We start from the raw sequence: 26,664 nt of genomic DNA, 5'->3' as shown, positions 1-26,664 counted from the left end.
ATGGCCCTGGTGGGCCGCCTCGTGGACGCGACCCTCCACGCTTGGACCACGCCGCTGACCGCGCGGCCCGCGCCCGCGTCCCGACTGTGGGCCTCCCCGATGGCGGCCCGCTCCCGCTCCACCCCCACCCCCACCCCCACCCTGGCCCCCGGACAGATGCCACCGCAGCGGCCGCGGTTTCGGCGCGGCCGCGGGGAGTCAATGCCGGCAGGACGGTCGGACGCGGAGCAGCTCGGTCCGCAGCACGGGTGTGCCGTCGACGGGTGCCGGGTCCTCCGCGGTCGGCTGGATTCCTCCGGCGGCGGTTTTGTCGAGTGTTGCCAGGCCGTCGGGGCCGACCGTGCCGAACACCGTGTAGTTCGGGCGTAGTGCGGAGTCGCCGTAGACGACGAAGAACTGTGAGCCGTTGGTGTCCGGACCGGCGTTGGCCATCGCCAGCAGGCCGCGCCCGTACAGGCGGCGCGCGCCGGTCGGATCGGTCGGTGCGGGTGGCAGATCCACCGGTAGCTCGTCCTTGTACTTGTACCCGGGCCCTCCCTCACCGGTTCCGGTCGGGTCGCCGCACTGCAGGACCTTCAGCGTCGGATACGCCGTCAGACGGTGGCACACCGTTCGGTCGTAGAACCCGTGCCGTGCCAGGTGCAGGAAGCTCTGGACCGTGCACGGCGCCTTGGCCTGGTCCAAACGCAGGGGGAGCGGACCCTGGCTGGTCGCAACAGCCATGTCAACCGTGCCGCGGCCAGGGGTGCGCCGCGGGTCGGGCGGCAGTGGAACATGACGCGCGGGCGGCTCGTCCGGGGTCTGCGTGTACTGGCAGGGGCCGTGCGTGGTGCGCGGCGGAGCGCCGTCGGAAGCGGTGGCGGCACTTCCCCCGGACACGACTAACGTCACGGCCGCGAATGCGCTGATCAGTGCTCGGTTCATCTTGCGCGCCCTCCTGTTGATCGCCAGGTTTTGGAGCGGTCGCAGTCTAGGGCGTGGTGTGGTCGGCGGGAATGGTCAGCGACAGGAGGCCGGCGAGAGGCGCCGGCCCAGGACCGCGGTGGTCGGACCCAGGGCGTTTCCTTCGGATCATCTGGCTGACCAGATGAGGATGGCTGCGAGGTGGAGTCCGGCGAGGTAGGTGGTGGCGGTCTTGTCGTGGCGTGTGGCCAGACCGCGCCATATTTTGAGCTTGTTGATGCGGCGTTCGACGGTGTTCCGTTGCTTGTAGGCCTCGCGGTCGAAGGCTGGTGGACTGCCGCCGCGGCTGCCGAGGCGTTTGCGGTTGGCGGCCTGGTCGGCGGGCTGGGGGATCACCGCCCGGATCCCGCGCCGACGCAGGTGGGAGCGGATCGCGCGGGACGAGTAGGCCTTGTCGGCCAGGACCACGTCCGGGGCCACCCTCGGTCTGCCGACCGGCCTAGGGATCCGTAAGCGGGCCATGACCTTCGGGAACGCGGGTGCGTCACCGGCCTGGCCGGGTGTGATGAGGAAGGCCAGGGGCCGGCAGCGGTTGTCGGCGGCCAGGTGCATTTTGGTGGTCAGTCCGCCGCGGGACCGTCCGAGGGCATGGTCGGCGGGCTCGCCGTTCGGGGCCCCTTTTGACGGGCCCCGGCGGCGTGCCGGTGGGCACGGACGATCGTGGAGTCGACCGCGACGACCCACTCCAGGTCGCCCTCGGCGTCGGCCTGGGCGAGGAGAGCGGTGAAGGCCTTCTCCCAGGTGCCGTCGGCTGCCCACTTCCGCAGCCGGTTGTGGGCACCCTTCCACGAGCCGAAGTGCTCGGGCAGGTCCATCCACGGCGTGCCGGTGCGGTACTTGAACGCGATCGCGTCGGTCACCTGATGGTGGTCACGCCACCGCCCGCCCCGATCACGAGAACCCCGCCCGGAGTATGACGCTGTTCATGGGTCCGCAATTGGCGCATCTGGTGGCCGATGATCCCTGGGTGGGAGAGGAAGTTGGATCGGGGTTCGCCGGCGACGAGGGCCGCGGCGATGTTGCCGATGCCGCATTCCTGCCATCCGTCCATGGAACCTTCGGCGAGAACGCCGTACTGCCGTTCATGGCACCAGCCGCTGGCGGCCGAGATCTCCACGGAGGAGTACGAGCGGCTGTGGGCTGAAGCACGGCGGGCTCTCGGCGATTCAGCCTGACTTGGTCCGGGACGCGGGGTCGCCCGGGGTGGCGAACGCGGAGAGGAGGAAGGCCCGTTTGAGCTGCTTGTTTCCTTTCCTGGAGGGCTGTTCGCCGCGGATCGGCCGTCGGCCACGGCCTCGCGGGCCAGCTTCTCGTCGGAGTACCGAGCCAGCCGGGGGTGGTGGTGTACACGGGGGCCCGAGGTACCCGCACGACAGGCGTGCTCCCATTCGGCCTCGGTCGGCAGCCGGTACCCGTCTGCGGGGGTGTCCCGATCAACCGTCTCGCCGTCGGCATGTGGTTGGTACACGGGTGTCGGCCCATCACGTAGGGACAGCACGTCGCAGACCGGATCGCGTCCCACCATGAGACGCCCGCCGCGGGCAGCCGGTCCTCCTGGGCGCCACTCGGCCGCTGACCGGTGACCCATGCGTACGAGACCTGGGTGACCGGGAACGCCGCCATCTGGAACGGCTCGACGTCGACGACCCAACTGCTCCGCGTACGACGGTCCGACAGCGTCACCCGTCCCGGCGGGACGCCAACCATCTCGATGCCTGCCCTCGTGTCCACAACGCATCACCCTACGGGCGCCTTGTGATCGCCCCGCCGACCCTTTTGAGGAGAAGGTGGAGGGCAGACGACGGGGCGGTCTTTCGCCGCGGTGCGCTGGTCGAGCGACCGCCGCCGCGCCCCGCACGCGCCCGCAGGGATGCGAATCCGACGTGGCGTCGAGACAGGGCGTCCGCACCGCGCCCGCGTCCTCGCGCCGACGCCCGGGAGGTCCACGCGGCCCCGGCGGGAACACCGGTCCGGCCGACGCTGTTGCATCGACCGAAGGACCCGCGCCGCGCGCGTGGGGGGCATGGCCGCCGGAAGGTCGTCCGCCCCACCGGCTCCGGTCCTCGGGACCGGTGAACATCCGCCGCGCACCACGACCAAGACGCTTTTCCGCAGGAGGACTCCTCATGACCGATCGGCCCTTGACCCTCATGGCTGTGCATGCGCACCCCGACGACGAGGCCACCGGAACCGGAGGGATCCTCGCGCGATACGCGGCGGAGGGCATCCGCACGGTCCTCGTGACGTGTACCGATGGCGGTTGCGGTGACGGACCGGGGGGTGTCAAGCCGGGCGATCCCGCGCACGATCCCGCGGCCATCGCCTTGATGCGCCGTCAGGAACTGGAGGCGAGCTGCGAGGTCCTGAAGGTCAGCGATCTGGAGACGCTGGACTACGCCGACTCCGGGATGATGGGCTGGTCGACCAACGACGCCCCCGGCTCCTTCTGGCAGACCCCCCTGGAGGAAGGTGCCGCCAGACTCGCCGAACTCATGCGGCACTACCGGCCCGACGTGGTCGTCACCTATGACGAGAACGGCTTCTACGGCCACCCCGACCACATCCAGGCCCACCGCATCACGGTGGCGGCGTTGAAGACGACCGGACTGACGCCCAAGGTGTACTGGACGACGATGCCCCGCTCCGGAATGCGGCGGTTCGGCGAGATCATGCGCGAGTTCCACGAGGACATGCCGGAACCGGATCCTGCCGAGGCCGCCGCCATGGCCGAGATCGGCCTCCCCGACGACGAGATCAGCACTTGGGTGGACACCACCGCGTACAGCGGTCAGAAGTTCGACGCGCTGGCCGCGCACGCCAGTCAGGGCGAGAACATCTTCTTCCTCAAGATGGGCAAGGAGCGGTTCGGCGAGTTGATGGGCGTGGAGACTTTCGTCCGTGTCCAGGACACCACCGGCGCGGCCGTACCCGAGAACGACCTCTTCGCCGGACTGCGCTGAACCGACGGTCCGACCGGGGCTCGGGAGACTCGATCAGGGCGGATCGCCGGAGAGGCGACACGAGGACGACCCTCCGCCGACTCGGGTGCACCGGCCGGGCGACCCGCCCTGCCCGACCTCTCGGCCGGCCCACCGGGACCGGCACGGAGACGCTGAGCCGGCGGCGATGGCCCCCCGCAGCAGCCGCTCCCGCGGTGGCCGGTCCACCAGTCCTCGGGTACGGACCTGGTGCTGCTCCTGGTGCTGCTTCTGGTGATGGGGATCGTCGTCGCCCTGGTCTCGGCGCCACGCTCTCCCTGATCGAGCGACGTAAGGGGCCGCCCGGACGGCTCCCGCCGGGTGAGCCCGTGGCGCGCCCGCGCCCGCGCATACGTCGCACAAGCGGCTGGTGGGCGGGAGTGCCCAGTCGCGACGGGTCGGGCGAGCCTATGTGCGGGGGATGACGGGCAGCAGGAGGTGGGCGGGGTGGGCGGGTCCCCAGTGGAGGGTGCAGGTGCCCCGGCGGGCAGTGCGGTAGGCGGCCGGGAACTGGCCGGTGAGGGGGTTGCGAGGGGAGAGCCAGCGGCCGGCGACGACCAGGCGGAGCTGTTCGCCGGCGTGGAACAGGGTGGAGGAGGGGCCGAGCGCGATGTCCACGGGCACGATCCGGCCGGCGGTCACGGGTGAGCGGGTGAGGCAGGCGGGGACGGGTTGGAAGGGACGGGACCGCTCTTCATCGAGTGCACGCAGGGCAAGGTTCTGCCAGCCGGTGGCGACGCGGTCGCGCCCGTACCCGTAGGAACCCTCGAAACCGATGTAGCGGCCGCGGTTCCACTTCTCGACGCCGACGACGAGGTCCATGTCGTCGGCTCCGACCACCTCGATGTACAGCCGCAGCGCCATCGGACCGGTCAGCTCGACGTCCTCGGTGAGGGTCCAGCCGAAGCGGGCGCCGCCGCGGCGGATGTCGAAGGTCAGCGAGCCGGCCCGGGTCGGGGCACCGTCGGCGAGTCCGCCCGCAGTGAGGTGGCGCGGGGTCCAGCGGGTGCGGGCGAGCGGCCATTGCGACTCCTCGCGGACCTCGACCACCCGGTCCCCGCGGTCCCGGACCTCAAGGCGTACCCGGGGCAGTGGCGGGGCGTCGCGGCGGCCGCGGAGGTGCCGGTCGAAGAAGCGGAGTTGTGCGGCCCGTGCCTCGTCGCTGTAGAAGGTGGCCCACTTTCCGCTCCGGTGGGTGTAGAGGTGGCGCTCCGCCGACCCGATCCCTTCAAAGCCGGCGATGGAGCCGCGGCTGTGCAGGTTGTTGTCCGAGAAGCTGCCGCAGATGAGCGCGGGAACCTCGATCCGCGCCAGGTCGGGATCGAGGGAGCGCCACCATTCGTCGATGACGGGGTGTCGGGCGCTCTCCTTCTTCAGGGAGTACTGCCGGCGGGTCCGACGCAGGCCGAGGCTCCAGAGCGTCAGGAACCCGACCTCGGCCACGCCCCCGGGCCTCGGCAGATCGCGGTAGGCGTCGGTGAACCCCTCCCAGGGGGCAATGGCCTTCAGGGACGGCGGGCGGGTCGCGGCGGCCCTCCACTGCGAGACGGCAAGGTAGGAGACACCGAGCATGCCGACGGAGCCGGTGCTCCACGGTTGGGCTCCGGCCCATTCGACGAGGTCGTGGACGTCTTCGCCCTCCTGAGCGGACAGCAGCGCGCCGGTGCCGTCGGAGGTGCCCGCCCCGCGGAGGTCGCAGTTGACCACGGCGTAGCCGCGACCGGTCCACCAGGCGGGGTCGGGCGCCTCCCAGCCGGTCAGCGAGGAGAACCGTACCGGTGCCGTCTGCCGCAACAGCCGGTACTGGAACGACACCTTCCACCTGCCGGTCCTGGTGGTCGAGGGCAGGTTGTCCTTGCCATACGGGTGGGCGGCCAGGATGACCGGGAACGGGCCGCCGCCCGGCGGGCGGTGGACGTTGACCCGCAGGACGGTGCCGTCCCGGGTGACGACAGCTTGGTCGTGGTCGATGACCACGGTGCCGGCGGCGGGGCGGTGGACCGTGACGGGCGGGCGGAGCAGTCCGCGGACACGGGCGGCGGCGTAGCGGGCGCCGCCGGGACGCCGCCAGGGGGTGTCCTGTCCGGCTTCGTCGATCCTCGGGGGCATCGTCTCGTCTCTCTGGAGGAATCGCTGCGGGTCGGCCCCTCCCGAGCCGACACCGCGAACATCCACGTCCGGGGCGTAGCCGAAACCGTCCCCGCCGCAGGCACGGCCGGGCGGGCCACACTCTGTCACCCGGCCGGCGCAGCCCGGCCGGCCACGGCCGGCTCGGGCAGTCCCGGCCCAGGCCGGCACGACCGCGATGCTCCACACCCGCTCCGCCCGCGCACATGCCGGTGACCGCCGCTCCAGGGAGCGCGCCCTCAGCGACCGCGTTCGACGCTTACGACCGCATCCGCAGCTCCTTCACCACGCGCACCTACCGGGATCAGTTTCCCGCTCACCGACCTCGACCTTGGCGCACTTCGCCCCGTCCCGCACTGCGGTCTCGGCCAGATCCCACACATGGCACGTGCCCCGGTTACCCGAACCGGGGCACGTCAGCGGACATCGCGGCGGCGTACGCGGTGGTCATGCCGGGGCCCGGTCAGACGTCGAGTTCGTTGCCCTGCGAGTCCCATGCCTCCATCGGTTCGGCCCACGGCGGGCTGAGCACGATGCCCGCAGCCGTGTAGTCGATGCTCCCGAGGTGGTTCTCGTCGTCATGGGCAGGCCATTCCACGACGATGTGATCGTGCGGGGGAATGTCGACCTCCATGGCGGCGGGCTCGAACATCACGTTGAGCGGTTGGTCGCCGCCGTTCCTGAGGGTGATTTTCACCGATTCAACCTACCAACTGCCCAGGTGACACTGGATGGTCGCAGAGTGCGGCCGGTCAGTCGGGCTCGAGGGTTCGCCCTCCCGGTGGGTCGGGCATACGTTCCCCATGCCTCTTGACTGACCGCCGGGCACACCATGGCCACCGTGCTGGTGGAAGCCGGCGCCGCCACCCTCCTCGGCGACTGCCCCCAGGTCGACGTCCGCTCCGGACTCACGGCGTGGGTGGCGATGCCCCCTTCCCATGGCATCCGCAGGGACACCTCACCGCAGCCCGCGCCCTGGCCACCTCCGAAAGCACCGGTCGGGCCCACAACGTCTGCCCCAGCGACAAGGAGGAATTCGGCATCGTGGTACTGGAGGCCATGGACGCCGGACTGCCGGTTGCGGCAACCCGGGGCGCGGCGGAATCCCGTACTACCTCCACGACGGGGTCAACGGCCTGCTCCTGGACACCACATCCGTCACCACACTGACCGCCGGCCTGCGCCGACTCCTCGCGCTGGACCCTGCAGACCTGACCCTCGTGGCGGACCGGGCGGCGGCCACCGTCCGAGCCGAATACTCGATCGACGCGGCCTTCGCCGCCGTCTACGCGCGCACGGCCGACCCCGCCCGGCCCGAAGACGGATCGGTCGTGCAGACCACTTCCCCGTGAATCGAATCGATCGCCTGAATCGACTTCCTCGCCCGGAACCCGCCGCAGTGCGTGCGGCGGGTTCCGGGAGGCGGGCGGAGAGAGAACCGTGCCCGACTGCGAAGGTGTCGGCAGGTTGCCAATCCCGGTTGGCCGACGTCCCGCCCCTGCTTCCGGGTTGTCCGCCCGTACGCCTGATCGGACTGGTCGAAAAGGGTGTTCTCGTCCCGCTCGTAGTTGGCCAAGGCCAAGCCGAGGCCGAAGAAGGTGGGCGCCCATTCGCCGACGAAGATGCCCCATCGGTCCGCACGCTCCACGTTCTCCTGCCGGTTGGAGGCCGGCCACGAAGTGAGGGACAAACCGATGGACGCGACGGCCGCCAGACAGGCGTGCTCGCTCCGCAGCCCCGCCTCGTGCAGCTGCTTCACGATCATGATCACCACTCCTGTGCCGAAGGGAGTACCCCAGGACACGAACGTATGAGGGTTGTCCGTCCGAGGGCGACATGCACAGCTTGTGCGTCGCTTGGCCAACCCGGGGCACGCCGGGTCCCGGGTTGCCGTTGCCACGCCCGAAGGGCGCCCCCGTGAACAGCGGCGACGCCACCCCCTTCCGCGTCGAGCGCGCCCACATCCCCCAGGCCGGCGCCGCCCGCCCCCGGCTCGTGCACCGAGAAATCCCCGACCGGCACCGAGCGTGGTACGTCCTGGTCGGCACCGGGCCCGAACCGCCGTCCGGGAGCCGCTCGACGCCCGCCTGCCGTCTCCTCAGAACGGCGCGGGAGACGGCGTGAACCGGTCCGAGGCGTCCCCGGCGAGGTCGATTCCCGTGGGGTCCAGCGTCAGAACCGGAGAACCGGGCGACAGGTCGAAGCGGTCCAGCTCGGCCCACAGCAGGCCCGGGCTGGTGGCCAGCTCGAAGAAGTACCGCCTGTGGGTCAGGTCGCAGACGGTGCGGTACTCGGTGTTGTAGGTCCGGAACCGTCCCTCGCGGTACGGCGCCCCGAACGGCACCGAGGAATTGCGGGTGACGGCCAGGATCCCGGCGACGGCTTCCCGGTCGTCCGCCGGCTCGGGCAGCAGCGCGCTGAAGTAGGCCGCGCGCTGGAACCTGTCGACCGCGTTGACGTTCCCCGGCAGCGGGACCTCGCTGCTCGGCCCCTCGTGCCCGAGTTCCCGCACCAGACGCACCTGCTCCCGCAGGAGGCGGAGCTGCTCCTCGTAGGCGGGCTCGTTCGTCATGATCGTGTAGCCGCGGTCGTGGTGGACCTGCTGCCGACCCTCGACGTACTCGATGACCGCAGAGTCGCCCGACGCGTCCTCCAGCGCCACGTGCACCGTGGCCCGGAAGCCGCGCAGCTCGACCGGTACCAGCCGGCAGGCGTCGAGCAGGTCCAGGGCCTCGCGCACGGTACCCGCGCAGTCCAGCAGGTACTGGATCCACAGCGCGATCTGCAGGCCCGGTCGAGCGGGATCGCGGGGGCCCAGGTCGGTGCTGTCCAGGTACAACATGTGGGCCGCGAGACCCGCTTCGTTGAGGCCGTCGGCGGTGCCCGCGCCGTAGACGGTCGTGACCAGACTGCCGTACCTGCTCGTCCACAGCAGCGGGTTCTCGCTGACGACGGTGGTGCCCGCCAGCGTGCCGCCGTCGCGTTCGAGGCCTCGGGGGAAGACGGTCAGGACCGGCTCGGTCGACTCCGGCCAGTCCATCGTCCGGCCGGAGAGCACGGCGTGATCATTGGTGTTCCACAGGATCCGCGTACACATGGGGGGTCCTCTCTCTCCACGCTCCAGGACTGCCACGCGCGAGGGGAATCCGCTACCCGACCGGCCTCGAAGTACCTGATCGGCCCTCACGGCGGACGTCCGGTGCGACGCCTGAGGGGGCGTGCGCGGGCGCTCGCAGGACGGTCCTCGCGGACTGACCTCTGCGGCCTTACGACGGGAACCCGCGCTTTCCGGTACAGGACGCCGGGACGGGCCCAAGTCGGGCCTGAAGGACCAGGATCCTCCCACGGGGAAGACGACGAACGGGAGGCGGCGTCGAACTCAGTCTCCTGATCGACTGCCAAGATCCGCCGACAGCGCCGCGTAAACGTACTCGCTGCCCCAGCGATCCCCGTCGAGGTCGTTCTCGACCAGGTGGGCCTCCCGGCGCATGCCGAGGCGCTCACAGACCCGCACGGACCCGGTGTTCTCCACATCCAGCCGTGCGTAGAGCCGGTGCACGCCCAGCGTGTCGAAGGCGAACCGGGCCAGCGCCGCGGCCGCCTCGGTCGCGTAGCCGTGCCCCTGATGACGCGGGTCGAGAGTCCAGCCGATCTCGGCCTGGGCGGCGCGGGCATCGGCCAGGGCCAGGCTCACCTCGCCGAGGACGCCGTGCTCATCGCGTCGGCAGACGGCGAGCGCCAGCTTGTCGCCGTCGGCGCGCCAGGCCGTCTGCGCCGCGCGCTCGGCGGCAACCTGCTCGCTGCGCTCACGCGTGTGCGCCGACCGGTACAAGTAGCGCGCCACGCTCGGCAGGCTCTGGTAGGCGTACAGGTCGTCGGCGTCGCCGGGAGTGAACCGGCGCAGCGACAACCGGGCCGTGGCCAACGGCAGCAGCGAAGCGACTTCCATGCGCACTCCCGGAACGCGGATGTGGAGCCAGTTGCGGACCGATCCTCGCATCGCGACCGCCCGGCAGCCACGCCTTTTCAAGAGCGGCGCCCGGCAGCCGCACCGATCCCGACCGGTCGGGCAGTCGCGCGCCGTGCGGTCGGTCAGTCGGCCGTCGGCGGCGTCCAGCTGGCGGTGACGGTCAGGTGTGCCTGGTTGTTGCCGTTGACGATGCCCAGTTGGAGGTCCTGGGTGAGCTGGATGCCGAAGGTGACGGTGATCTCGGTGGGGGGCACCGGCACCGAGGTCATCGAGGAGTGGACCTCGCGGACGAGGACCCCGAGCGGCTTCAGGGTGGAGCGCAGCGCGTCGGTGGCGAAGGCGGCGACCGCGTCGGCCCGTCTGCCGACGGGGACGACGGGGCCGAGGCCCTCACCGAGCGCCGGGGCCGCCGCGGCGGGCCCCGAGAGGAGGAAACGAACGGTGGAGCCGTCCTCCAGGCCGATGTTCTCGTGGATGTCCTCGGTACTGGTCATGGGGGAATGGTGCGTGCGCGGCGGTTGGACGGACCTGCCGTTCTGGCGATCGGTTACAGAATCGTGGCATGCCCGGGTCAGGTGCAGGGTGCCCGTGACGGGGTGCCGTCCGGGAGCAGCTTCCGCTCGGCCGGGGTGTAGTCGCGTCCGGCGGCGGCGCACAGGGACCTGAACTGGACGTCGGGCCGCAGGTCCAGCACGCGGGCCCGCTCCCCGTCTTCGAGCAGCAGCCGGCCGTCCGCGGTGACCGCGGCCGTCGCCGTGTTGACCTCGATGCCGTAGGCCGGCTTCACCTCGGCGGTGACGGCGGTTCCCCGAGCCGGGTCATGAATGGTGAGGTTGTTGTCGTTCCAGGTCAGGAGAGCGCCGTCCGGCCCGAAGCCGACCAGGTTGGTCAGGGTCGTCACCGTGACGGAGCCGGGCAGCTGCCTTCCGGCGTCGACGTCCCAGACCGGGACCCGGCCGTCGCCCTGCTGTACGGCCAGCCGGGTCCCGTCGGGGCTGAAGACCATCGTGTCCCCGTGCCATTGCATCTTCAAGCTCGTGGTGTCGACCGCCAGGCCGTGCAGGGGGGCGGCGAAGCGCTTTCGGGTGTGCAGGTCCCACAGGCCGATCTCCCCGTTCGTGGTGCCTCCCCGGCTGACGACGGCGACGTGGCCCGGGTGCCCCGGTCTGGGTACGATCCGGCCTTCCCCCCACATGTCCCGCATGCGGTCGACGTCTTCGGGGTCCTCCTGGGCGGAGAAGGCGGGCGTGAGGACGGCTCCGGTCGCCGCGTCCAGGCGGGCCACCGTACCGTCCGAGCCGAGGAGCGCGATCTCCGAGCCCTGGAGGCCGACGAGGCTGTCGATGGAGACCTCCTTCTTGAGGAGTCGCGGCAGATCCACGCTCCGGCCGAGGTCCGCGGCGGAGTAGGCACGGAACAGGCCGTCGTCCCGTCGCCAGACCACGACCCACCGGCCGTCGGCGGTCCAGCTGACCCGGGAGCCGACCTTGCCCGACGTCACGGCCACGGAGCGGCGGTGTGTCCGGGAGGCGTCCAGGACCTGGAGGGAGTCCAGGGTGAGGCGCGCGATCGCACCGCGGTCCGGGGCGAGGGCGTACTCCCCGTCGGAGGTGTCCCCGCCCTGGAACCGTTCGGCGCCCGTGGGGCCGGCACGCACCACCAGGAGCGAGTTCCCGACGGGGGCCAGCGCCACGGTCCCGCCTCCCGCTCCCGGCGCCACGGCGAGGATCCCGCGCGCGCCCGGGCCGTCGCCGGGGTTGGGGAGGCGGGCCGTGAAGTACCGCCCCGTACCGAGATCGAGCAGGCCTCTGTCGGCGTAGCCACCCGGGGTGTTCTCCTTGTAACCGACCCCGGGCGCGTACTGCTCGTAGGCTCCTGATGCTTCCGTCCCGCTTTCCCGGGACGCGAGCGCGGGCAGTTCCGTGACCGGCCCCGGGGTACGGCCCAGCGGGCGGCTGTAGGGCCGGCCTCCGTCGATCCAGAAGGCGAGGTCGCCGCCCGCCTTGAGTCCGGACGTCCCGTCGGCCGCGTCGGGGGAGGGTCCCACGGTGTAGAGCGTCCGGCCGGTGGCGAGTTCCTTGACCGTCAGCTGCTGCGGGGCCTTGGGGTCGGTGGTGCCCATGACCACCGTGTCGGCGTCGTGGGTGAAGGCGACCTTCCCCACGCGGGTCCGGGGCAGCAGGTCGGCGGCGACGGTCAGGCGCCGGCCGGAGGGCACCTCCCACGCGTCGGCGAAGGCGGCCACGCAAGGCCGGGTCCCTTCGAGGCACTCCATCGTGTGGTCGGTGAGGGTGCGCAGCAGGCGGGTGCCGTCCGAGCTGAAGTCGACGGAGCTGCCCGCGCCATCCGGCATCTCACGGACGGGGAGCTGGAGCGTCTCGGGGTGCTCCGGGTTGTCGAGACGCCACAGCCGCACCGAATCGGGCGAGGACACGGCGAACAGGCGGCCGTCGGGACTGAGGGCGCTCTCGTACCGCGCCTGGACCTCGCCGCCCAGCCTCCGGGTCCGGATCCGGCCGTCGAGCGCGCCGGTGACCTGGGTGAACACGTACCGGTCGCCGCCCCCGGAAGGTCGTGCGGCGACCACCAGGGTCCGGCCGTCGGGGGTGGCCTTCATGTCGGTGACGTTGCCCTCCCAGACGGAGGGGTAGGAGTGCAGGAGGTCCGGCTGGCGTACGTACTGCCGCAGCAGTGCCTCCGCCGTCTTGGTGGTCTGCCGGGTGCTCCGGGCGGCGAGCGCGAGTTGCAGTGCGGTGGCCAGTTCGCGACCGGGCATGTCGTCGGCCGCCTGGGCGAGCAGGCCGGCCGCCTGGGCGCGCAGCTGTTCCTCGGTGCGCTGCAGCCCCTGCCAGGCGAGAAGGGCGAGGATCGTCGCGAGGGCGGTCAGGGCGGCGAGCGTGGCCACGGCGGCGCGCCGGATCCGGGTGCCGCGCGAGGCCGCCCGGGTGCTCAGCCGGACGTAGTCGGTCTCCTCGGGGGTGGTGTCGTCCGGATGGTCGGCGAGGCGCCGCTGTGCCTCCGCCAGGTCGGTGCCGCCGAGCAGCCGGGCCGCCTCACGCCCATGGGCCTCCCAGCGCCGCAGATCGGTCCGCAACTGCTCCTGCCAGGTGCGGAACTCGCGGGTGTCGGTGAGCCAACGGCGCAGCTGTGGCCACAGCCGGGTGAGGGACTCGTGCGCGAGGTCGACGATCTCACCGGAGCCGTCCGGGGCGGGGGAGAGGACGACGAGCTTGCTCGGCGCCATGTCCCGCGCCGCCGAGGCGAGTTCGGGCGGCAGCTCGCCGGTCCGGGTGGGTCTGCGTACGAAGCCGTCCCCTTCGGGCCGGGCCAGCTGGACCAACAGCCTTCGGGCGGACCGGCGCTCCCGGCCCGTCAGGGCTTCGAGGCTCTCGTCGGCGTACCCGACCAGGGCGCCCGCGACGCCGCCCAGTTCGTCGTAGGCGGCATGCGTCAGCATCGAGCGGCTGCGGCGTTCCCACAGCCGGGTGAGGGCGAACTGCACCAGGGTCATCCGTCCCGGTGCGTCGCCGGCGTCCGCGACGATCCGCTGGGGCAGCCCGGGCTCGAACCACAGACCCGGCTCGGCGTCGACGGGCGCGGTCACCGCGCGCTCCAGGGCGTCACCGGCCAATGGCGCCAGGAACTCGACGGCCTCTCCGACCAGTTCGGAGGTCTCCGGGGTCACCAGGGCCTCCAGCGAGCCCGGGCGCCCGGTGGCCACCACCCGCAGCAGCGTGCCGCCTTCCCGGCCCGCGAGGGCTGCCAGCAGCCGAAACAGCTCGCGGGCGTCCTCGGGGGCGCCGACCGCGTACTCCTCCAGTTGGTCCACGAAGAGCAGGTGCCCGGCGGGCGCGGCGCCGGGCCGGGCCAGCAGCCGGGCCCGCAACTCGGCCGGTACGTCACGGCCCGTCTCCAGCAGCCGGGCCAGTTGCTCAATCCGGGCGAGCCGTTCCACCTCACCGGGTGCGGGATCGAGCAGGTCGGACAGGGCCCGGGCCAGCACCGCGGCGGCCCGTACGCCCGGCACCGCGCGCAGTTCGCAGACGTCCATCCCCGCACTCCGCGCCTTCGGCAGCACCCCAGCCCTGACCAGCGAGGACTTACCGCACCCCGAAGGGCCGACGACCAGGGTGACCGGCCGTCGCGACACCGCCCCGAAGACCCGCCGGGCGTCGTCGTCGCGCCCGTGGAAGAACTCCGCCCCGTCCTCGGCGAACGGCGCCAATCCCTGGAACGGACAGCGTGGGCGCAGCGTCCGCCCGTCGACCAGATCGGCGGAGGGCAACAGATAGGCGGTGCGATCGCCCTGGTGCGCGGCGACAGTCATCCCGACCACGCCGTCCTGGGCGTCGTCCCAGACGGGCGATCCGCTGAACCCGCCCACGATGGCCGGACCGCTCCCGCGGACCTCCATCTGCACCCAGCCGGAGCCCTGCCCGGCGCGCAGGACCCCGGAAGCCCAGACGCCCTGGTCGGCTCCGTACGGGTAGCCCAGCGCGCGGAACGTGTGGCCCCAGACCGAGGTGCCGTCGACGAGCGGTGCCGGACGCGTCCCCGCCACGGGCGCGGCCAGCCGCAGCAGTGCGACGTCCCGGCCGTCGTGACGCCAGGACACCACGCCTGCCCGGGCCGCCGGCCGGCCCTCTACCAGCGGGAAGTCGAGGTCGACGGACCCTGCTGCGGGGTCGCCCGTGTGCGCCGGCCCGCGAGCCTGGCCGATGACGTGGGCGCAGGTGCACACCAGATCCGGAGCGACGAGGAATCCGGCGCCCACGACCTCCCCGTCGGCGCCCCTGATCCGTACCTGCGCGGCGTCGAGCACCGCGCTCCCGCGTACCGCGGCCATGGATTCCCCCCGATTCCCAGCCTTGGGCCAGCATCCGCCACATCGGGGCCCCGGACAACACCCGTACCGGCCGCATGCAGGAGCGAATCGAGGGTGTCCGAATTCCGTCAGGAGCGCTGGTCCGGGCGGGTCCTGGCGGTTCCGGGCGGGTCCGTGGTCTGGCCGTTGCGGGGAGCGTCCCGAGCAGGACCATCGCTTCGAAGAGGGCGGCCGCGCGCCGTGGCGTTCGCTGGGGACGGGGCGGCGTCAGGGGGTGACGACGCAACCGCTGTCGGCGGCATGCACTCCCAGGGCGGCAGGCCGGATCGCCGCCTCGGGGCGGGCGCTCGGCGACCAACACGCTTCGACAGACAGGCCGTCGGGGATTCCCGGTGGCCTTCGGCGCCGTGGTGGAGGTCGCTTGCCTCGACCGGGAGCGGGTGTTGGGCGAAGATCATCCATCTTCGTGGGAAGGCCGCCTTCGGACCCGACGGCGAATACGCACGCCTGCTGGGCGCCGACGCCTGAGCACCGGATGCCCGCGCGGCAGCCGACCGCCTGCAGGGCCACCCGTTGCCACGCCCGCAACCGGATCACCAGCCCATCGACGACCTGCCGCACCTGGCCGACCAGGAGTACACGATGGTCGTCCGCACCCGCCCCCGACTCGTACGGACCGTCTTCACCGGCCTGGAGAACGACTACCCGGCGATGCGCGGTTACGACGAAACCCAGTGAGAGCGCACGGCCGAGGACCTGTCCCACATCGTGGCAGAGTGGCCGACGTCAGCGCGACCTGCCCGGCGGCATCCTCCCGGACGGTCCCCGCCGCCGCGGCGTGTGCGGTGGTGCCGGTCAGGCCCAGGATGCGGGGCCGCAGAGGCGGGGCGCGCCGGGAGTGGTTGGGCCGGGAGCGGCGTGCGTGCGGTCCAGGAATCTGTCCGAGCGGCCACTCGGCCGGATGCCTTGTCCAATGAGCACGAGGACGCTTTCAAACCCGGCCAACCTGGTCGGCTTGTGCCGCCGGTGAGGACCGCCATCCTGTCGGTGGTTCGGCCCCGGATGCTCCTGGCAGCGCGCGGCGTCGCCTGGCTGTTCAGGGCGCGCCGGACTGGGCACACGGTGTCTGCCATGCCTGTCCTACTCCTTCAGCCCGGGAGCCCCCGTGACCCTCACCCAACATCCTGCCGAGTCGGACCCGCAGCCTTCCACGACCCTGAGCGTGCCGACCGCCGATGCCCGGGTGGCCAGGCTGCGGCGGCGTTTGGAGCGTCTGATAGGGATCGCGGCGACCGAGGGCAACGCCCTCACCCCCCTGCGCAACGGGGACGAGATCTTCGCCGCGATGCTGGCCGGCATCCGGGGTGCTCGGCACACCGTGGACATGATGACGTTCGTGTACTGGAAGGGCGAGATCGCCCGTGACTTCGCCCAGGCACTTGCGGAGCGGGCCCGTGCCGGAGTGCGGGTGCGGTTGTTGCTCGACGGCTTCGGCAGCCGTCTGATCGAGCGGGAGCTGCTGGACTCCATGGAGGAGGCCGGAGTGAAGGTGGCCTGGTTCCGCAAGCCGCTCTACCTCTCCCCGCTCAAGCAGAACCACCGCTGCCACCGCAAGGTCCTCGTCGTCGACGAGGAGAGCGCGTTCACCGGCGGTGTCGGGATCGCCGAGGAGTGGTGCGGCAACGCGCGCAATGAGCGTGAATGGCGCGACACGCACGTCGAGGTCCGAGGACCCGCCGTCGACGGGATCGCCGCCGCATTCGCCCAGAACTGGGCCGAGTGCCACGACGATCTCTTCGATGAGCGTGATCGATTCGTCGACCACCGGCCGCAGGGCGACGCCATCGTGCAGGTGGTGCGCGGCTCGGCCAGCTTCGGCTGGCAGGACATGCAGACGTTGATACGGGTCATGCTGGAGTCCGCCGAGGAACGCTTCCGCCTGGCCACCGCCTACTTCTCACCGGACGCGTACTTCATCGAACTGCTGTGCGCGACGGCCAGGCGAGGGGTCGAGGTCGAGATCCTGCTCCCGGGCCCCTACACCGACAAGCGGGTCTGCCAGCTCGCCGGCCAGCACCACTACGAGGAACTCGTCTCCTGCGGGGTGAAGATCTACCAGTACCAGCCGACGATGATGCACGCCAAGGTCATCACCGTCGACCGTGTCGCCGCCCTGGTCGGATCCACCAACTTCAATCGCCGCTCCCTCGATCACGACGAAGAGGTCATGCTCGCGGTACTGGACGAGCGCTTCACCGGGGTGCTCGACGGACACTTCGATGACGACATCACGGCGAGCGAGCTGATCCGGGAGGGCCGCTGGAAGAAGCGCCCCGCGCTTCAGCGGGCCCGGGAACTGGCCGTGCAGCCCATCCGCCGCTTCTTGTGATCGAGCTGGAGTGCCTGAGCGTGCTGGTGAGCGAGACCCAGGGAGTCGTTCCTGGCCCGCGTCCAGGAACGCGGCGAGTACGAAACCGTCGAAGAGCCGACCGAGTTGCCCGCGTTGTCCTGGCCCTGCTCGGGCACATCTGGTCGGCAGGGTGCGGGTTGAGCTCGCCGGCCGCCTCCCCGAGACCTGCTCCCTGGTCCTCCTCAACCTGCTCCATGCCGCGGAACCGCTCTCACCGGAGCGGTCCGTCCGCGCGACCGCCGCCTGGATGGATGGTGCGACCGAGACGACGGCCCTGTGGGACATCGGCGCGGTCCTGTCCACCGCGGCCGCCACCGCGGCCGCCACCGCGGGCGACGTCCTCACCCGCGAGGTCCTGCTCCAACTCCCGCCCGGCTACGAACTCCTCTTCGGCCACCCCCAACCCACCTGACCCGCACCGGCTGGAAGCCCGATCCTTCCCCACCTGTGAACGCGCCGCGGAGGCCGTCCACGCCGCTCGCCCGTGCGTGCGACAACTCCGGGTCGCTGCTGACCTCGATTCCCTCGTTCACCGTGCCCGGTCCGGTTCGGTCGAAATGGGGTGGGGCATTCTGGTGGTAGCGCGGGAGGGCACCGTGTCCGTACCGGTCTCGGGCGCGGTCGGTGACCACTTCGAGCGGGAGCGCGGTCGTTCGGCCGCAGGTCCGCAGGTTCGCCGGCGGATGGCTTCGGTGGCGTGGCGAAGGTCCTGTGCGCGCAGGCGACTTCGGCGCTGCCCGGCTCCGCACCTCCGCTCCGGCTCTAATCACCGTCCACGTCACGACCGTCAGACCCGGTCGAGGCGGGGTGCGCCGTCGAGGATGGCGAGTTCGGTGGTGCCGGCCTGGCGTTTCCATTCGGGGGCGACGGTGGCGTAGGTGGTGACGTCGTGCCAGCAGCCCTGGGTGTGGAAGAGCTGGCGAAGGGTGGCTTCGGGGCGCAGGCCCGCGGCGTGCATGATTTTCGGCATGTGGTGGTGGTCGCTGCGGTGGCCTGCCCAGATGCGGTGCAGGCCGAGGTGCCCGAAGCCGTAGGCCATCAGCAGGCGGCCGGCTTCATGGCCGTGGCCGCGTACGGGGGCGTCGGGCAGCAGGATGAGGCTGGTGAGCATGGCGTTGCTGCCGTAGTCCTCGACGAGGAGTCCCATGGTTCCGACGAGGGTGTCGTCGTCGGGGGCGCACACGGCGAGGGTGTATTTGCGGCGCGGGTGGGTGTGAGGCTGGGCCAGGTACTGGGTGAAGGTGTCGTGGGCCTGGCCGGCGTTCATCTGGTCGATGCCCAGGTAGCGGGTGAGGACGCGGTGGGTGAGGATCCGCGCGAACGCGTCGTGGTCGTGTGCGTGCAGCTCCCGCAACCACAGGTGCTCGCCAAGCAGCTCGGGGACACGCTTCACAGGCCCGCTCCGTGCGGAACCGGCGCGAATTCCGGGGCGGGGACGAGGGCTTCGAGGTCGATCGAGTGGCGGCCCGAGGGGATCGGTTCGCCGAGCAGGATGCGGCGGGCCGTGTCGGTGACGAGAGCGGCGCCGAGCATGACGCCGCTGGCGAGCTGCGGCCAGCTGGAGAGGGTGTTGCCGACGCGGGCGAGAGCGTCGCGCATGGCGGGGCTCAGCCGCTGTTCGTCGACGACAGCGAGGAGGAATCGGAGGGCTTCGTCCCGGTCAAGGTCTCGCACGTCGGCGCCGGTCGTGGCTCCGATCCGGCCATGGAAGAGTGGACGGTCCGGTTCGAGGTCGAACCGTTCAATGTCCAGCACACCCCGGTCGTTGGTGTCCATCAGGACGGGGACGCCCCGGCTGCGCGCGTGTTCCCGGGCGGCGACCTTCACCCAGGGGGTGTCGCACTCCTCGATGAGCAGATCCAGCCCTTGGCCGTGCTCATCGGCGCCGAAGAAGTCCGCGATGTTCTGCTCGTTGATGCCGCCGCGGTGGATGTCGATGTCCAGGTAAGGGTCGAGCTCGTACATGCGTCGTGCGCACAGCATGCTCTTCTCCAGGCCCATTTCGTGGACGCCGGCACGCAGCCGGTTGAGGTTCGAGAGACCGAGCCGGTCGAAGTCCGCGAGTCGGAACGCCCCACCGACGCCCTCCATGGCGCAGGTCAGCGCGGCGCTGCTGCCGACCGACAGCCCGATGATGCCGATCCGCCGCCCCAGGAGGCCCTTCTGCTGCTCGCGGGTGATCTTGTCGCGGTTGCGGTCGGTGCGAACCAGGCGGAACTCGGCCTCCGGCAGGACGTGTACCAGGCGCCCTGACCACGGGTACCAGGCCCACCTGCCGTAGTTGTCGGGGTGCGAGCCCAGGGTGTCGGCGACCGCGCGGGACCGGGAGCGGTCTCCGAAGGGGCTATGGGGTGCCAGGCAGCCGAGGAGTTCTTCGATCTGGTCCTCGATCCGGTCGTGGATCTCGCGCAGCCGGTTCGACTCCCGCAGTTCGGCCAAGGCGGCCGCGCCGGTCGGCTGGGAGGGGTTCAGCAGCACCGGACGAAACGATTCGCTTGCTTCGCGGGGCCCGGGCAGCGCAAGGTGGTCCAGCTTCATGCCGGACGGCAGAGGGTGTGTCACGGCGAGGACGCTAGCAACGAGAAGATCTTGGTCCAGGGCACGTCACCCGGAGGGGCGCACTCGAATTGATCTTCTACCCGGATGCGCCTCCTCACGCCCTTCGCGCCCCCTGCATGCCCGCCGCTGCTGACGCACGGCAGGCCGTACCGCGTCTCGGACAGCGGAACCGGTGGCGGGAGGGTCCCCCGGTTCGGCGCCGGACCGGCCTCGGTCGCCGGGTAGGGAGCGGTCCCGGGGAGGACGGACCAGCCTCTTGCATCCCTGGGCCAAGCGGCGATTGCGGATCTCGAAGCTCATCGCGTTCCCGTAGGCCGGGTATAGCGATGACCGATGGAACCCAAGCTGCAACCGAATGCAGGGGGGCCTCGCGCGTGCCTGCGGCAGTGGCCGTCGCCGCTTCAGCCGCGCAGGTCGCGGAGCATGACCGAGTACAGCGGCGAGTCGGCGAAAGGCCGGCGCTCGCCCACCTTGCGGTACCGCCACCTCTCGTAGAGGGCTTGGACGCGCGGGTGGGTGGTGTCTACCAAGAGGACCGCGAGGGCCTCTTCCCTGTCTTTGAGCAGGGTGTCGTGCAGGCGCTGCGCTATGCCTGTCTTGCGCCACTTGGTGCGGATCATGAGTTCGGAGACGGCGAACGTGCTGCTCGGGAGGGGTGCCGCATCGAGGCGCTCGCGCCACCATTCGCGGCCCGGCTTCGAGGTGGCGCCGTAGGCGAACCCGACGGGTTCGCCCCCGTCGTGGTCGATGACGCAGACGAATTCGGGGTTGCCGCCCCAGTGGTCGACGAACCATTCGAACCGTTGGTTGAACTCGTCGTCCATCTGGTCCGCGTACGCCTCGGCATGGACGTCCAGAAGGGTTTGACGAATCTCGGCGAGGTCGCGGTGACCGTGCCGGGTCAGACGGACGTCGCTCATGCGGTGCGGCTCCATTCGGTGCGGTGCCGATCGGCCCACTCGCGGGCCTCGATCGTGGACGGTGCGGCACTGATCAGGTCCCGGTGGAAGTCACCGAGCAGGGTTCGCATGCGGCCGGGCAGGGGTGCGCCCCGCATCAGCCGGAACGCGTCCTCGGTGGTGGCGCAGGCCTGCCCGATGTCGCCTTGGTGGAGTTGGGCGAGGGCGAGCCTGGAGGTGGCCGGGGCCCGGTTGCGGCGGAACGGCGTGGGGAGCACGGACAGCGCCCGGTGGGAGACGGCTTCCGACTCGGCGGCGTCGCCGAGACGGTCGCGGACGATCGCGGTCAAGGCGTGGAGTTCGGCGGGCCCGTGTCCGTACGTCTCCAGACACCTACCGCACTCGTCCTCTCGGGCATGGGCTCTCGTCGATGACCATGATGTCCGGCACCTGCCCACCAAGGGAAGCGGCGCCTTTGTTCGGAAAGGGCGAGCAGTCTTACCGAAATCCTTGCCCGAGAACTCCGACACCGTGGCCACCAGGTCGAGGTTGAGCACCTTCACGTCCACCTGCCCCGCGTCTTGAAACCGGGCAGCACGTGATCGGTCGCAGCTCTGAGCCGCCTTCAGGAATCCGGACCCTGGGCAGAGCACTGCCAGTCGACCGCGTCGATCGCATTGCCCGCCAGGTCACTGAGGTGGAAGCAATTGCCGTTGGCCCACACCGTGACCGAGTCCCGCCGATGGTCGACCTGGAACGGCTCGTCCCCACGCAACGTCCCGGACCAAGAACCGTCGCCTGTTGGCGAGTGAGTGACAACGACGCAGGTCTGCCCCGGCAGGATCTGGTAGGTATCTGCCCACGGCTCCACGGTCAGCTCCAGCGGCGCTTCACCGTCGTTTCTGACCAGCAGCCGCGCGGTTCCCCCAGCGAACATCTCCAGCACCTCTCCTTGCCCCTGCGGGCGAGTTCGCATGCGAGCACAGTCCACAGGCACACGAGGCATGATCCTCACACATTGGACTACGCGTCGCGCCATGCGTCGGTGGCACAGCCAACCTCGAAGTGCCACCACCCGGCCTCCTGGCCGCGCACGAGCAACGCCTTGATCCCACCAAGGTCTGCATCGGCCGGCATGGTGAAGGCGACTAACGGGAAATCCTCGCTGAAGACCTCACCGCCCAGGCCGAACGGCGACAGCCGCTCGTGCACAGCCCGAGCGCCGCTTCGCCCCAGCGGACCGGAGGGAACGGGCAGGACTCGGATGGTGCAGTTGCCCGACGCCTCCACCCGCTCCTTCGAACAGTGGAGACCGTCGGCATCCGTCACGAACCGCACGATCTCGCCTTCGGCCACCCCGTTCTGCAGGAAGGGGATGCTCCACCCGGGCGGTATCGGCGCTCAGCCGCGTTGCCCACAGCCCCTCAGGAATGGGCCGTGAAGGGTGAGCAGCTCGCGGACTGGGCTCGAATGGTCCAGGAATTCCCCCGGCGAACGCCGGTGGTGGCTCGTGTGAACGATCACGCAATTCCCCAGGTGCTGCCGTGATCTGACTGGAGGGGACACCCTGTGTCAGTCCCACCACAGCACGAGAAGAAGGTGCCGTTGGGAGGCGTCACGGTAGAACTCTCGCAGGGCATTGAAGTGTCCGAGCAGGTACTTCCTCAGGCCGCCGACGATCTTGTCCGCCCCATCGCCGATCAAGGAAGCCGCCTCTGTTTCGTCGGTCGGCAGGGCGGCCAGGAGGGCGGGAAGGTCGACCTGCCAGAGCAGTTCCGAGACGCGAGCCACTTGAGCCGCGGAGAGGGCCGTGGGAGCGGATCCGAAGGGGCCGATGGCATGAGGGTGTGTGTTGAGGAAGCTGAGGTCGATTGCAGTATCGCCTGCGGTGGACTGCCGCAGAGCGTTCAGGTGGACGTCATCGAGACCTCCCAGTTCGCAGATCCGTTCGAGCAGAGTCGGCGCCCAGTCCAGGTCCAGGATGTCCGCCGAAGACGGATCCCAGTGAGGATTTCCATCCAGTGACTCGCCAGCTGACTGGCGGCAGGAGGCGAGATACTCCGCTGGTATGCGGGCAAGTTGTTGAGTGACGGCCATGACGCAAGTATCCCAACGACGTCCACCGGTTTTCCCTACTTGGTCTTGTCGGTGGGGTTCTTGGGCCGCTTGTTCGGGCGGTGGCGGGGGCCGTTCACGATGACCTGGTGGCTGGTGTTGATCAGCCGGTCCAGGAGCGACTCGGCGACGACGGGGTTGGGGAAGAGGGGATACCAGTCGCTGGGCGCCCGGTTGCTGATGATGATCAGGGACCGGCCCTGCCGCTCCCGCCCCGTTCGTAGAGGTCGTCGGCCTGGGACGCGCCGAGCCGGCGCATGGCGAAGTCGTCGAGGATGAGCACGTCGGGACGTACCAGTTCACGGATCCGCTTGTCCCAGGTGCTGTCCGCGTGGCTGCCGGCGAGGTCCGCGAGGCTCCTGCTGGTCTTGGCGAACCGGACGTGGGCGCCCTGGCGGACCGCGAGGTGACCGAGGGCCTGGGCGACGTGTGTCTTTCCGACCCCGACCGGGCCGAAGAGGATGACCGACTCGCCGGAGTGGAGCCGGCGAAGGGCTCCGAGGTCTCGGATCTGGGCGGCTGGGAGCTTTGAGGAGGCGGTGAAGTCGAACTCCTCCAGGGTGACCTGCTGCTCGAACTTCGGCCGTGTCAAGCGCCGTTGGAAGGCGAGGGTCTCGCGGCGGGTGATTTTGTCCTGGCAGAGGACCTGCAGGAGGTCCAAGTGGCCGAGCTCGCCGCCGTGAGCGTGGGCCAGGCGGGCCGGCGGAGGCGTCCGGGATCACGCCGGGCGGCCCGCCGATGCGGGAGGCCGACCGACCTCCGCCTGAATTCCCGGCCCACCGGCGCTGCCTCGACCTCCCGGCCCCAGTCCCGACCACCGCAGGTTTGCGAATACGGATTACCCGTCAGGTCGGTCTCTTGATAGGACTGTTCGGCTGTTCGAGTGAATTTGGCCACGGAGGTCGGGGGAGCACGTCTGTCACGGTGCCGGACTGGGCGGACACACTGCTGGATCTGATCGGGGTGGCCTGGCCGAATGTGGACGAGGACGCCTACCGGGACATGGCGGACTCGCTCCGGGAGTTCGCCGAGGACCTCCTGGACGACGGCCAACTCGCGAACAACCACGTCGAACGGCTGCTCTCCGCGAGCAAGGACGAGTCGATCGAGGCACTGAACGAGCACTCGAACACGGTCAAAGGCAAGCACTTCAAAGGCCTCGCGGGCGCCGCCCGCACCATCGCCGGGGCCATGGACCTGGCCGCCGACGCCGTGGTCGCCATGAAGTCGGCCGCCCTGGTCCAACTCGGCTACCTGGCCACCGAAGCGGGCATCGCACTCTCCCTCACACCCGTCACCGGTGGCCTGTCGATGCTGATCGGCGCGGGTGCCATGCGCGCCACCCAGGAAGTCATCAAGCGCCTCATCAAGGAGTGCATGGAGGAGGCCGTCGGCCACATCGTCTCGGCGATGCCCGAGCCGGCCGTCGCCTCCCTGGAGGGCATGGCCGCCGACCTCGTCGTCCAGCTCGGATCCATGGCACTCGGCTTCCAGGACGGCGTCGACGTCGACCAGGCCAAGAACGCCGGCAAGGACGGCCTCAAGGAAGGCGTCCAGTCCGGCAAGGAATCCCTCCACCTCGCCTCCGCCGGGGGCGGGGGCGAGGGGCGGTGGCGGCACCGGCCTGGTCGACCTGCACATCGAGCACTCCGAACACGACCGCGCCGGCACCCACCTCGACACCGTCAGCACCGGCATCCACGGCAAGACCATTTCCAAACTCACCAAGGCCAAGTCACACCACGGCCGCACCCGGGGCCGCGACTCCATCGCCCAGGCCATCGACCCCGTCGCCGACTCGACACCAGTGACATCGGCGCTGACGGCAGGAGCCTCCGCCGCCCCGTCGAGGAAGTACAGGAGCCGGGGTCTGAAGGTCCGCCCCTCCGCGAACGTCGGGTCGCGAGATGGCAAGCCCAGCCCTCAGGGACGCGTGACGGCGGCCACGATCTCCCCGATGAGCTTGGCCGCCTTGAGCTCCTCCAGGGCGACCAGGCCCGCCTCCTTGGCCTCCGCTTCGGTGTCGGGGATCAGATCGGTCGACTCCCAGCGCAGGTCACGGCCGAACACCTCGTCCGACTGCTCGTCCCTCAGCACTCGCCGCCTGAGGAGGGGGCCCTGTCGGTCCTCCGCGGTGTAGTACACGACCTGCCCGTCGGCGTCGAGCGCGTCGAGGACGGTGTCGCCGAGCAGCGTGACGGGCGGGTTGCCGAGGTGGCTCTCCAGGGTGCCCAGCCGGAACCGCACACCTGTCAGATCGAGGAACCCCGCATCGTCCCGGGTGAACTCGCCGCCCCGCTCGTAGAAGAGGACCAGCGGCTCGTAGAGATCGGGAAGGTCCGAGAACGCGGCAGGGTTCTGCGCCCGGAGTTCCGCCATGCGGACCGCGCCCGAGCAGGTCTGCCGAACCTCGCCATTGGGCAGGCGATCCAGGAACTCAGCGAGTTCGGCTGCCAGTTCAGGAGTCGGCTGGAATTCTGGATCCACGTACGAGGTCACATCGAAGAAGGGCCAGCCACCCTCGGCCGCGTACGCCTGGGCCCACACGGCCGCCCGGCGCGTGTATTCACGGAACAGGACACGACGGGACTTGACATGCCCGAAGGCGAAGTCCCAGTCACTCATCCAATCAACCGCACGAAGGCGATTCAGCGTGGCGGATTCCGTCCGATCGGTCACTTGAGCTCAATTCCCTTCGCGCGCAGCTCGTCCTTCAGAGCTGCCACCACTTCGTCGATGTTGGACAGATCGGACGCCAGCTCGATCTTGGGGACGTCGAACCCTACCGCACGCCAGTGATTGAACCCGCCCCTGCCCTCGTTCACCGCGAGGTCGTGCGCACCGGCGTCGCGGGGGCTTCTGGGGAATTCGTGATAGTACTCCACCGGGCCGTCGCTGTTCTGGAATGAATCCCACATGTGCGGAGCGTCGACCGTATAAGGAAGGCCGGCTTCCAACAGCTGACTCTCGACGTATTCATGCCCGATGTACCGCTCGAACTTGGTCGTCTCCTCCGGAGTGAGGCTACGCCGGCTCGCGGCTTCCCAGATCTCCGCGATATCGCTTCGCGGCGTGAAGTACCCGTTTCTGGAGAGGCCGGGGGCCTCGGCCACCACGTGCTCTGTGAGGAAGAAGTGGGTACGTACACGGTCCAGCACCTGCGGACTGATACCGGTGTTGTCGGAAATCGCCGCGATGTTCAGGTTCTCCGGGTTGGCTCGGATGTCGTCATAGAACCGCGCCGCCTGAACGTGCGAGTCGGTGGGCTCCTCGATGTAGCGCGCACCGTCCGGCCTGGGCTCGGACCCGCCGGGAAGCACCCCGTCATCAGCGGAGCCAAGGGGGCCGTCAGGGACGGGGCCCCCTGGGACCTCGCCCTCGTGCGGGATGCCCGGTCCTTCGCCGTGGCCGCCGCCCGTGGGCGCGGTGTCCGCCTCGCCGTGGCCGGTACCTCCGCCGCCTCCAGGTTCCGTGTGATGGTCGTGCGGAGTGTTGTCCGCGCCGCCGTGCCCCGAACCGCCGGGCTGGTGGCCGCCACCACCGTTGGTGCCGTGGCCGCCAACGGACGGCGTGTGTGAACCGGCGCCGCCGCTCGAGCCGCCGCCGCTCGGGTGACCGCCGGTCGGGTGCTCTGTGGCGTGGCCTCCCGTGGAGGGCGTGTTGTGCGTACCGCCGCCGGTGGTGTGTGAGCCGTCGCCGGGGTGCATCGATGTCGGCGGTGTCCCGTCTCCCGGGTGCGTCGAGCCCGTCGGGTGGCCGGTGCCGTTCTCGACGTGGCTCGGCCCCCCGGCGCCTTCGAGGACTCGCTCCTTGACGGG

Annotated in this window: 21 protein-coding genes and 7 pseudogenes; 5 read left to right on the top strand and 23 right to left on the bottom strand. The window is 70.5% G+C overall.

The genetic code is table 11. The features are described from left to right. Positions 1-198: 198 nt before the first annotated feature. The 4 genes and pseudogenes from ACFYW3_RS26810 to ACFYW3_RS26795 all read right to left on the bottom strand — a co-directional run. Positions 199-723 carry a peptidylprolyl isomerase gene (locus tag ACFYW3_RS26810; protein ID WP_234349914.1) on the bottom strand — a complete coding sequence of 175 codons (525 nt, stop codon included), beginning with the start codon at positions 721-723 and terminating at the stop codon, positions 199-201. Positions 724-1,071: 348 nt separating this feature from the next. Further along, positions 1,072-1,865: pseudogene (locus tag ACFYW3_RS26805) on the bottom strand (IS5 family transposase); the annotation flags it as partial. Further along, on the bottom strand, positions 1,820-2,080 hold the full coding sequence (locus tag ACFYW3_RS26800; RefSeq protein WP_389387685.1) for a hypothetical protein: 261 nt from the start codon (positions 2,078-2,080) through the stop codon (positions 1,820-1,822). The gene ACFYW3_RS26800 and the pseudogene ACFYW3_RS26805, both read right to left, overlap by 46 nt. A gap of 201 nt (positions 2,081-2,281) precedes the next feature. After that, positions 2,282-2,670, bottom strand: a pseudogene (locus ACFYW3_RS26795) (formylglycine-generating enzyme family protein); the annotation flags it as partial. Between the two features lie 419 nt (positions 2,671-3,089). Here ACFYW3_RS26795 and ACFYW3_RS26790 point away from each other — a divergent pair. Beyond that, entirely contained in the window at positions 3,090-3,923 is an 834-nt protein-coding gene (locus tag ACFYW3_RS26790) for a PIG-L family deacetylase (RefSeq protein WP_351759992.1), read from the top strand. 426 nt (positions 3,924-4,349) lie between these two features. Here the strand turns inward: ACFYW3_RS26790 and ACFYW3_RS26785 are convergent, their stop codons facing one another. Both ACFYW3_RS26785 and ACFYW3_RS26780 read right to left on the bottom strand, forming a co-directional pair. After that, positions 4,350-6,050, bottom strand: a complete 1,701-nt coding sequence (locus ACFYW3_RS26785; protein WP_389387553.1) for a CocE/NonD family hydrolase — start codon at positions 6,048-6,050, stop codon at positions 4,350-4,352. 481 nt (positions 6,051-6,531) lie between these two features. After that, entirely contained in the window at positions 6,532-6,765 is a 234-nt protein-coding gene (locus ACFYW3_RS26780; RefSeq protein WP_389387552.1) for a hypothetical protein, read from the bottom strand. 218 nt (positions 6,766-6,983) lie between these two features. On the opposite strand from ACFYW3_RS26780, the gene ACFYW3_RS26775 reads away from it, so the two are divergent. Further along, on the top strand, positions 6,984-7,238 hold the full coding sequence (locus ACFYW3_RS26775; RefSeq protein ID WP_389387551.1) for a glycosyltransferase family 4 protein: 255 nt from the start codon (positions 6,984-6,986) through the stop codon (positions 7,236-7,238). Positions 7,239-7,620: 382 nt separating this feature from the next. Here ACFYW3_RS26775 and ACFYW3_RS26770 read toward each other — a convergent pair. From ACFYW3_RS26770 to ACFYW3_RS26750, 5 genes and pseudogenes are all read right to left on the bottom strand, one after another. Continuing rightward, positions 7,621-7,833: pseudogene (locus tag ACFYW3_RS26770) on the bottom strand (hypothetical protein); the annotation flags it as partial. A 333-nt stretch (positions 7,834-8,166) separates the two neighbouring features. Beyond that, on the bottom strand, positions 8,167-9,165 hold the full coding sequence (locus tag ACFYW3_RS26765) for a linear amide C-N hydrolase (protein ID WP_389387550.1): 999 nt from the start codon (positions 9,163-9,165) through the stop codon (positions 8,167-8,169). A gap of 282 nt (positions 9,166-9,447) precedes the next feature. Then, positions 9,448-10,017: a GNAT family N-acetyltransferase gene (locus tag ACFYW3_RS26760; protein ID WP_389387549.1), complete on the bottom strand. Its 570-nt coding sequence runs from the start codon at positions 10,015-10,017 to the stop codon at positions 9,448-9,450. A gap of 143 nt (positions 10,018-10,160) precedes the next feature. After that, positions 10,161-10,532, bottom strand: coding sequence for a CU044_2847 family protein (locus ACFYW3_RS26755; RefSeq protein ID WP_389387548.1), 372 nt, complete (start codon positions 10,530-10,532; stop codon positions 10,161-10,163). Between the two features lie 77 nt (positions 10,533-10,609). Next, positions 10,610-14,884, bottom strand: coding sequence for a trypsin-like peptidase domain-containing protein (locus tag ACFYW3_RS26750; RefSeq protein WP_389387547.1), 4,275 nt, complete (start codon positions 14,882-14,884; stop codon positions 10,610-10,612). A 441-nt stretch (positions 14,885-15,325) separates the two neighbouring features. Here ACFYW3_RS26750 and ACFYW3_RS26745 point away from each other — a divergent pair. The 3 genes and pseudogenes from ACFYW3_RS26745 to ACFYW3_RS26735 form a co-directional block, all read left to right on the top strand. Next, a pseudogene (locus tag ACFYW3_RS26745) lies at positions 15,326-15,598 on the top strand (cobalamin-binding protein); the annotation flags it as partial. A gap of 481 nt (positions 15,599-16,079) precedes the next feature. Next, entirely contained in the window at positions 16,080-17,252 is a 1,173-nt protein-coding gene (locus tag ACFYW3_RS26740) for a phospholipase D-like domain-containing protein (protein ID WP_351760074.1), read from the top strand. 51 nt (positions 17,253-17,303) lie between these two features. Further along, positions 17,304-17,685: pseudogene (locus ACFYW3_RS26735) on the top strand (DUF2267 domain-containing protein). Between the two features lie 375 nt (positions 17,686-18,060). Here the strand turns inward: ACFYW3_RS26735 and ACFYW3_RS26730 are convergent. The 12 genes and pseudogenes from ACFYW3_RS26730 to ACFYW3_RS26675 form a co-directional block, all read right to left on the bottom strand. Further along, positions 18,061-18,666 carry a GNAT family N-acetyltransferase gene (locus ACFYW3_RS26730; protein WP_389387546.1) on the bottom strand — a complete coding sequence of 202 codons (606 nt, stop codon included), beginning with the start codon at positions 18,664-18,666 and terminating at the stop codon, positions 18,061-18,063. Then, positions 18,663-19,835, bottom strand: coding sequence for a ThiF family adenylyltransferase (locus ACFYW3_RS26725; protein WP_351760020.1), 1,173 nt, complete (start codon positions 19,833-19,835; stop codon positions 18,663-18,665). The genes ACFYW3_RS26730 and ACFYW3_RS26725 overlap by 4 nt, the downstream gene beginning before the upstream one ends. Positions 19,836-20,233: 398 nt before the next feature. Next, entirely contained in the window at positions 20,234-20,752 is a 519-nt protein-coding gene (locus tag ACFYW3_RS26720) for a GNAT family N-acetyltransferase (RefSeq protein ID WP_389387545.1), read from the bottom strand. Next, the gene (locus ACFYW3_RS26715) at positions 20,749-21,081 is read right to left on the bottom strand and encodes a hypothetical protein (protein WP_389387544.1); all 333 of its coding nucleotides are present in this window, start codon (positions 21,079-21,081) and stop codon (positions 20,749-20,751) included. Before ACFYW3_RS26715 ends, ACFYW3_RS26720 begins: the two co-directional genes overlap by 4 nt. A gap of 275 nt (positions 21,082-21,356) precedes the next feature. Further along, on the bottom strand, positions 21,357-21,668 hold the full coding sequence (locus ACFYW3_RS26710; protein WP_389387671.1) for a hypothetical protein: 312 nt from the start codon (positions 21,666-21,668) through the stop codon (positions 21,357-21,359). Positions 21,669-21,754: 86 nt separating this feature from the next. Continuing rightward, a pseudogene (locus tag ACFYW3_RS26705) lies at positions 21,755-22,214 on the bottom strand (DUF4265 domain-containing protein). An 89-nt stretch (positions 22,215-22,303) separates the two neighbouring features. Then, a complete protein-coding gene (locus ACFYW3_RS26700) occupies positions 22,304-22,828 on the bottom strand; it encodes a DUF1877 domain-containing protein (RefSeq protein ID WP_351760077.1) in 525 nt (174 codons plus the stop codon). A 35-nt stretch (positions 22,829-22,863) separates the two neighbouring features. Then, a complete protein-coding gene (locus tag ACFYW3_RS26695) occupies positions 22,864-23,028 on the bottom strand; it encodes a hypothetical protein (protein ID WP_389387670.1) in 165 nt (54 codons plus the stop codon). Between the two features lie 5 nt (positions 23,029-23,033). Next, positions 23,034-23,507, bottom strand: a complete 474-nt coding sequence (locus ACFYW3_RS26690; RefSeq protein WP_389387543.1) for an ATP-binding protein — start codon at positions 23,505-23,507, stop codon at positions 23,034-23,036. After that, positions 23,435-24,424, bottom strand: coding sequence for a hypothetical protein (locus ACFYW3_RS26685; RefSeq protein ID WP_389387684.1), 990 nt, complete (start codon positions 24,422-24,424; stop codon positions 23,435-23,437). The genes ACFYW3_RS26690 and ACFYW3_RS26685 overlap by 73 nt, the downstream gene beginning before the upstream one ends. A gap of 345 nt (positions 24,425-24,769) precedes the next feature. After that, positions 24,770-25,471: a hypothetical protein gene (locus ACFYW3_RS26680; protein ID WP_389387542.1), complete on the bottom strand. Its 702-nt coding sequence runs from the start codon at positions 25,469-25,471 to the stop codon at positions 24,770-24,772. Between the two features lie 50 nt (positions 25,472-25,521). After that, positions 25,522-26,664, bottom strand: a pseudogene (locus ACFYW3_RS26675) (hypothetical protein); the annotation flags it as partial.

Source organism: Streptomyces sp. NPDC002602, from assembly GCF_042889445.1.
In the GTDB taxonomy this organism is placed as follows: domain Bacteria; phylum Actinomycetota; class Actinomycetes; order Streptomycetales; family Streptomycetaceae; genus Streptomyces.
Note: the sequence above shows the minus strand (reverse complement) of the source record. Positions and strands in the feature narration are given on the sequence as shown.

Bases quoted from the DNA above. Each gene is read 5' to 3' on its own strand.
- ACFYW3_RS26810 (WP_234349914.1), bottom strand. From the start codon at position 723: ATGGCTGTTGCGACCAGCCAGGGTCCGCTCCCCCTGCGTTTGGACCAG.
- ACFYW3_RS26790 (WP_351759992.1), top strand. From the start codon at position 3,090: ATGACCGATCGGCCCTTGACCCTCATGGCTGTGCATGCGCACCCCGAC.
- ACFYW3_RS26785 (WP_389387553.1), bottom strand. From the start codon at position 6,050: ATGCCCCCGAGGATCGACGAAGCCGGACAGGACACCCCCTGGCGGCGT.
- ACFYW3_RS26765 (WP_389387550.1), bottom strand. From the start codon at position 9,165: ATGTGTACGCGGATCCTGTGGAACACCAATGATCACGCCGTGCTCTCC.
- ACFYW3_RS26760 (WP_389387549.1), bottom strand. From the start codon at position 10,017: ATGGAAGTCGCTTCGCTGCTGCCGTTGGCCACGGCCCGGTTGTCGCTG.
- ACFYW3_RS26755 (WP_389387548.1), bottom strand. From the start codon at position 10,532: ATGACCAGTACCGAGGACATCCACGAGAACATCGGCCTGGAGGACGGC.
- ACFYW3_RS26750 (WP_389387547.1), bottom strand. From the start codon at position 14,884: ATGGCCGCGGTACGCGGGAGCGCGGTGCTCGACGCCGCGCAGGTACGG.
- ACFYW3_RS26720 (WP_389387545.1), bottom strand. From the start codon at position 20,752: ATGAGCGACGTCCGTCTGACCCGGCACGGTCACCGCGACCTCGCCGAG.
- ACFYW3_RS26710 (WP_389387671.1), bottom strand. From the start codon at position 21,668: ATGTTCGCTGGGGGAACCGCGCGGCTGCTGGTCAGAAACGACGGTGAA.
- ACFYW3_RS26700 (WP_351760077.1), bottom strand. From the start codon at position 22,828: ATGGCCGTCACTCAACAACTTGCCCGCATACCAGCGGAGTATCTCGCC.
- ACFYW3_RS26680 (WP_389387542.1), bottom strand. From the start codon at position 25,471: ATGAGTGACTGGGACTTCGCCTTCGGGCATGTCAAGTCCCGTCGTGTC.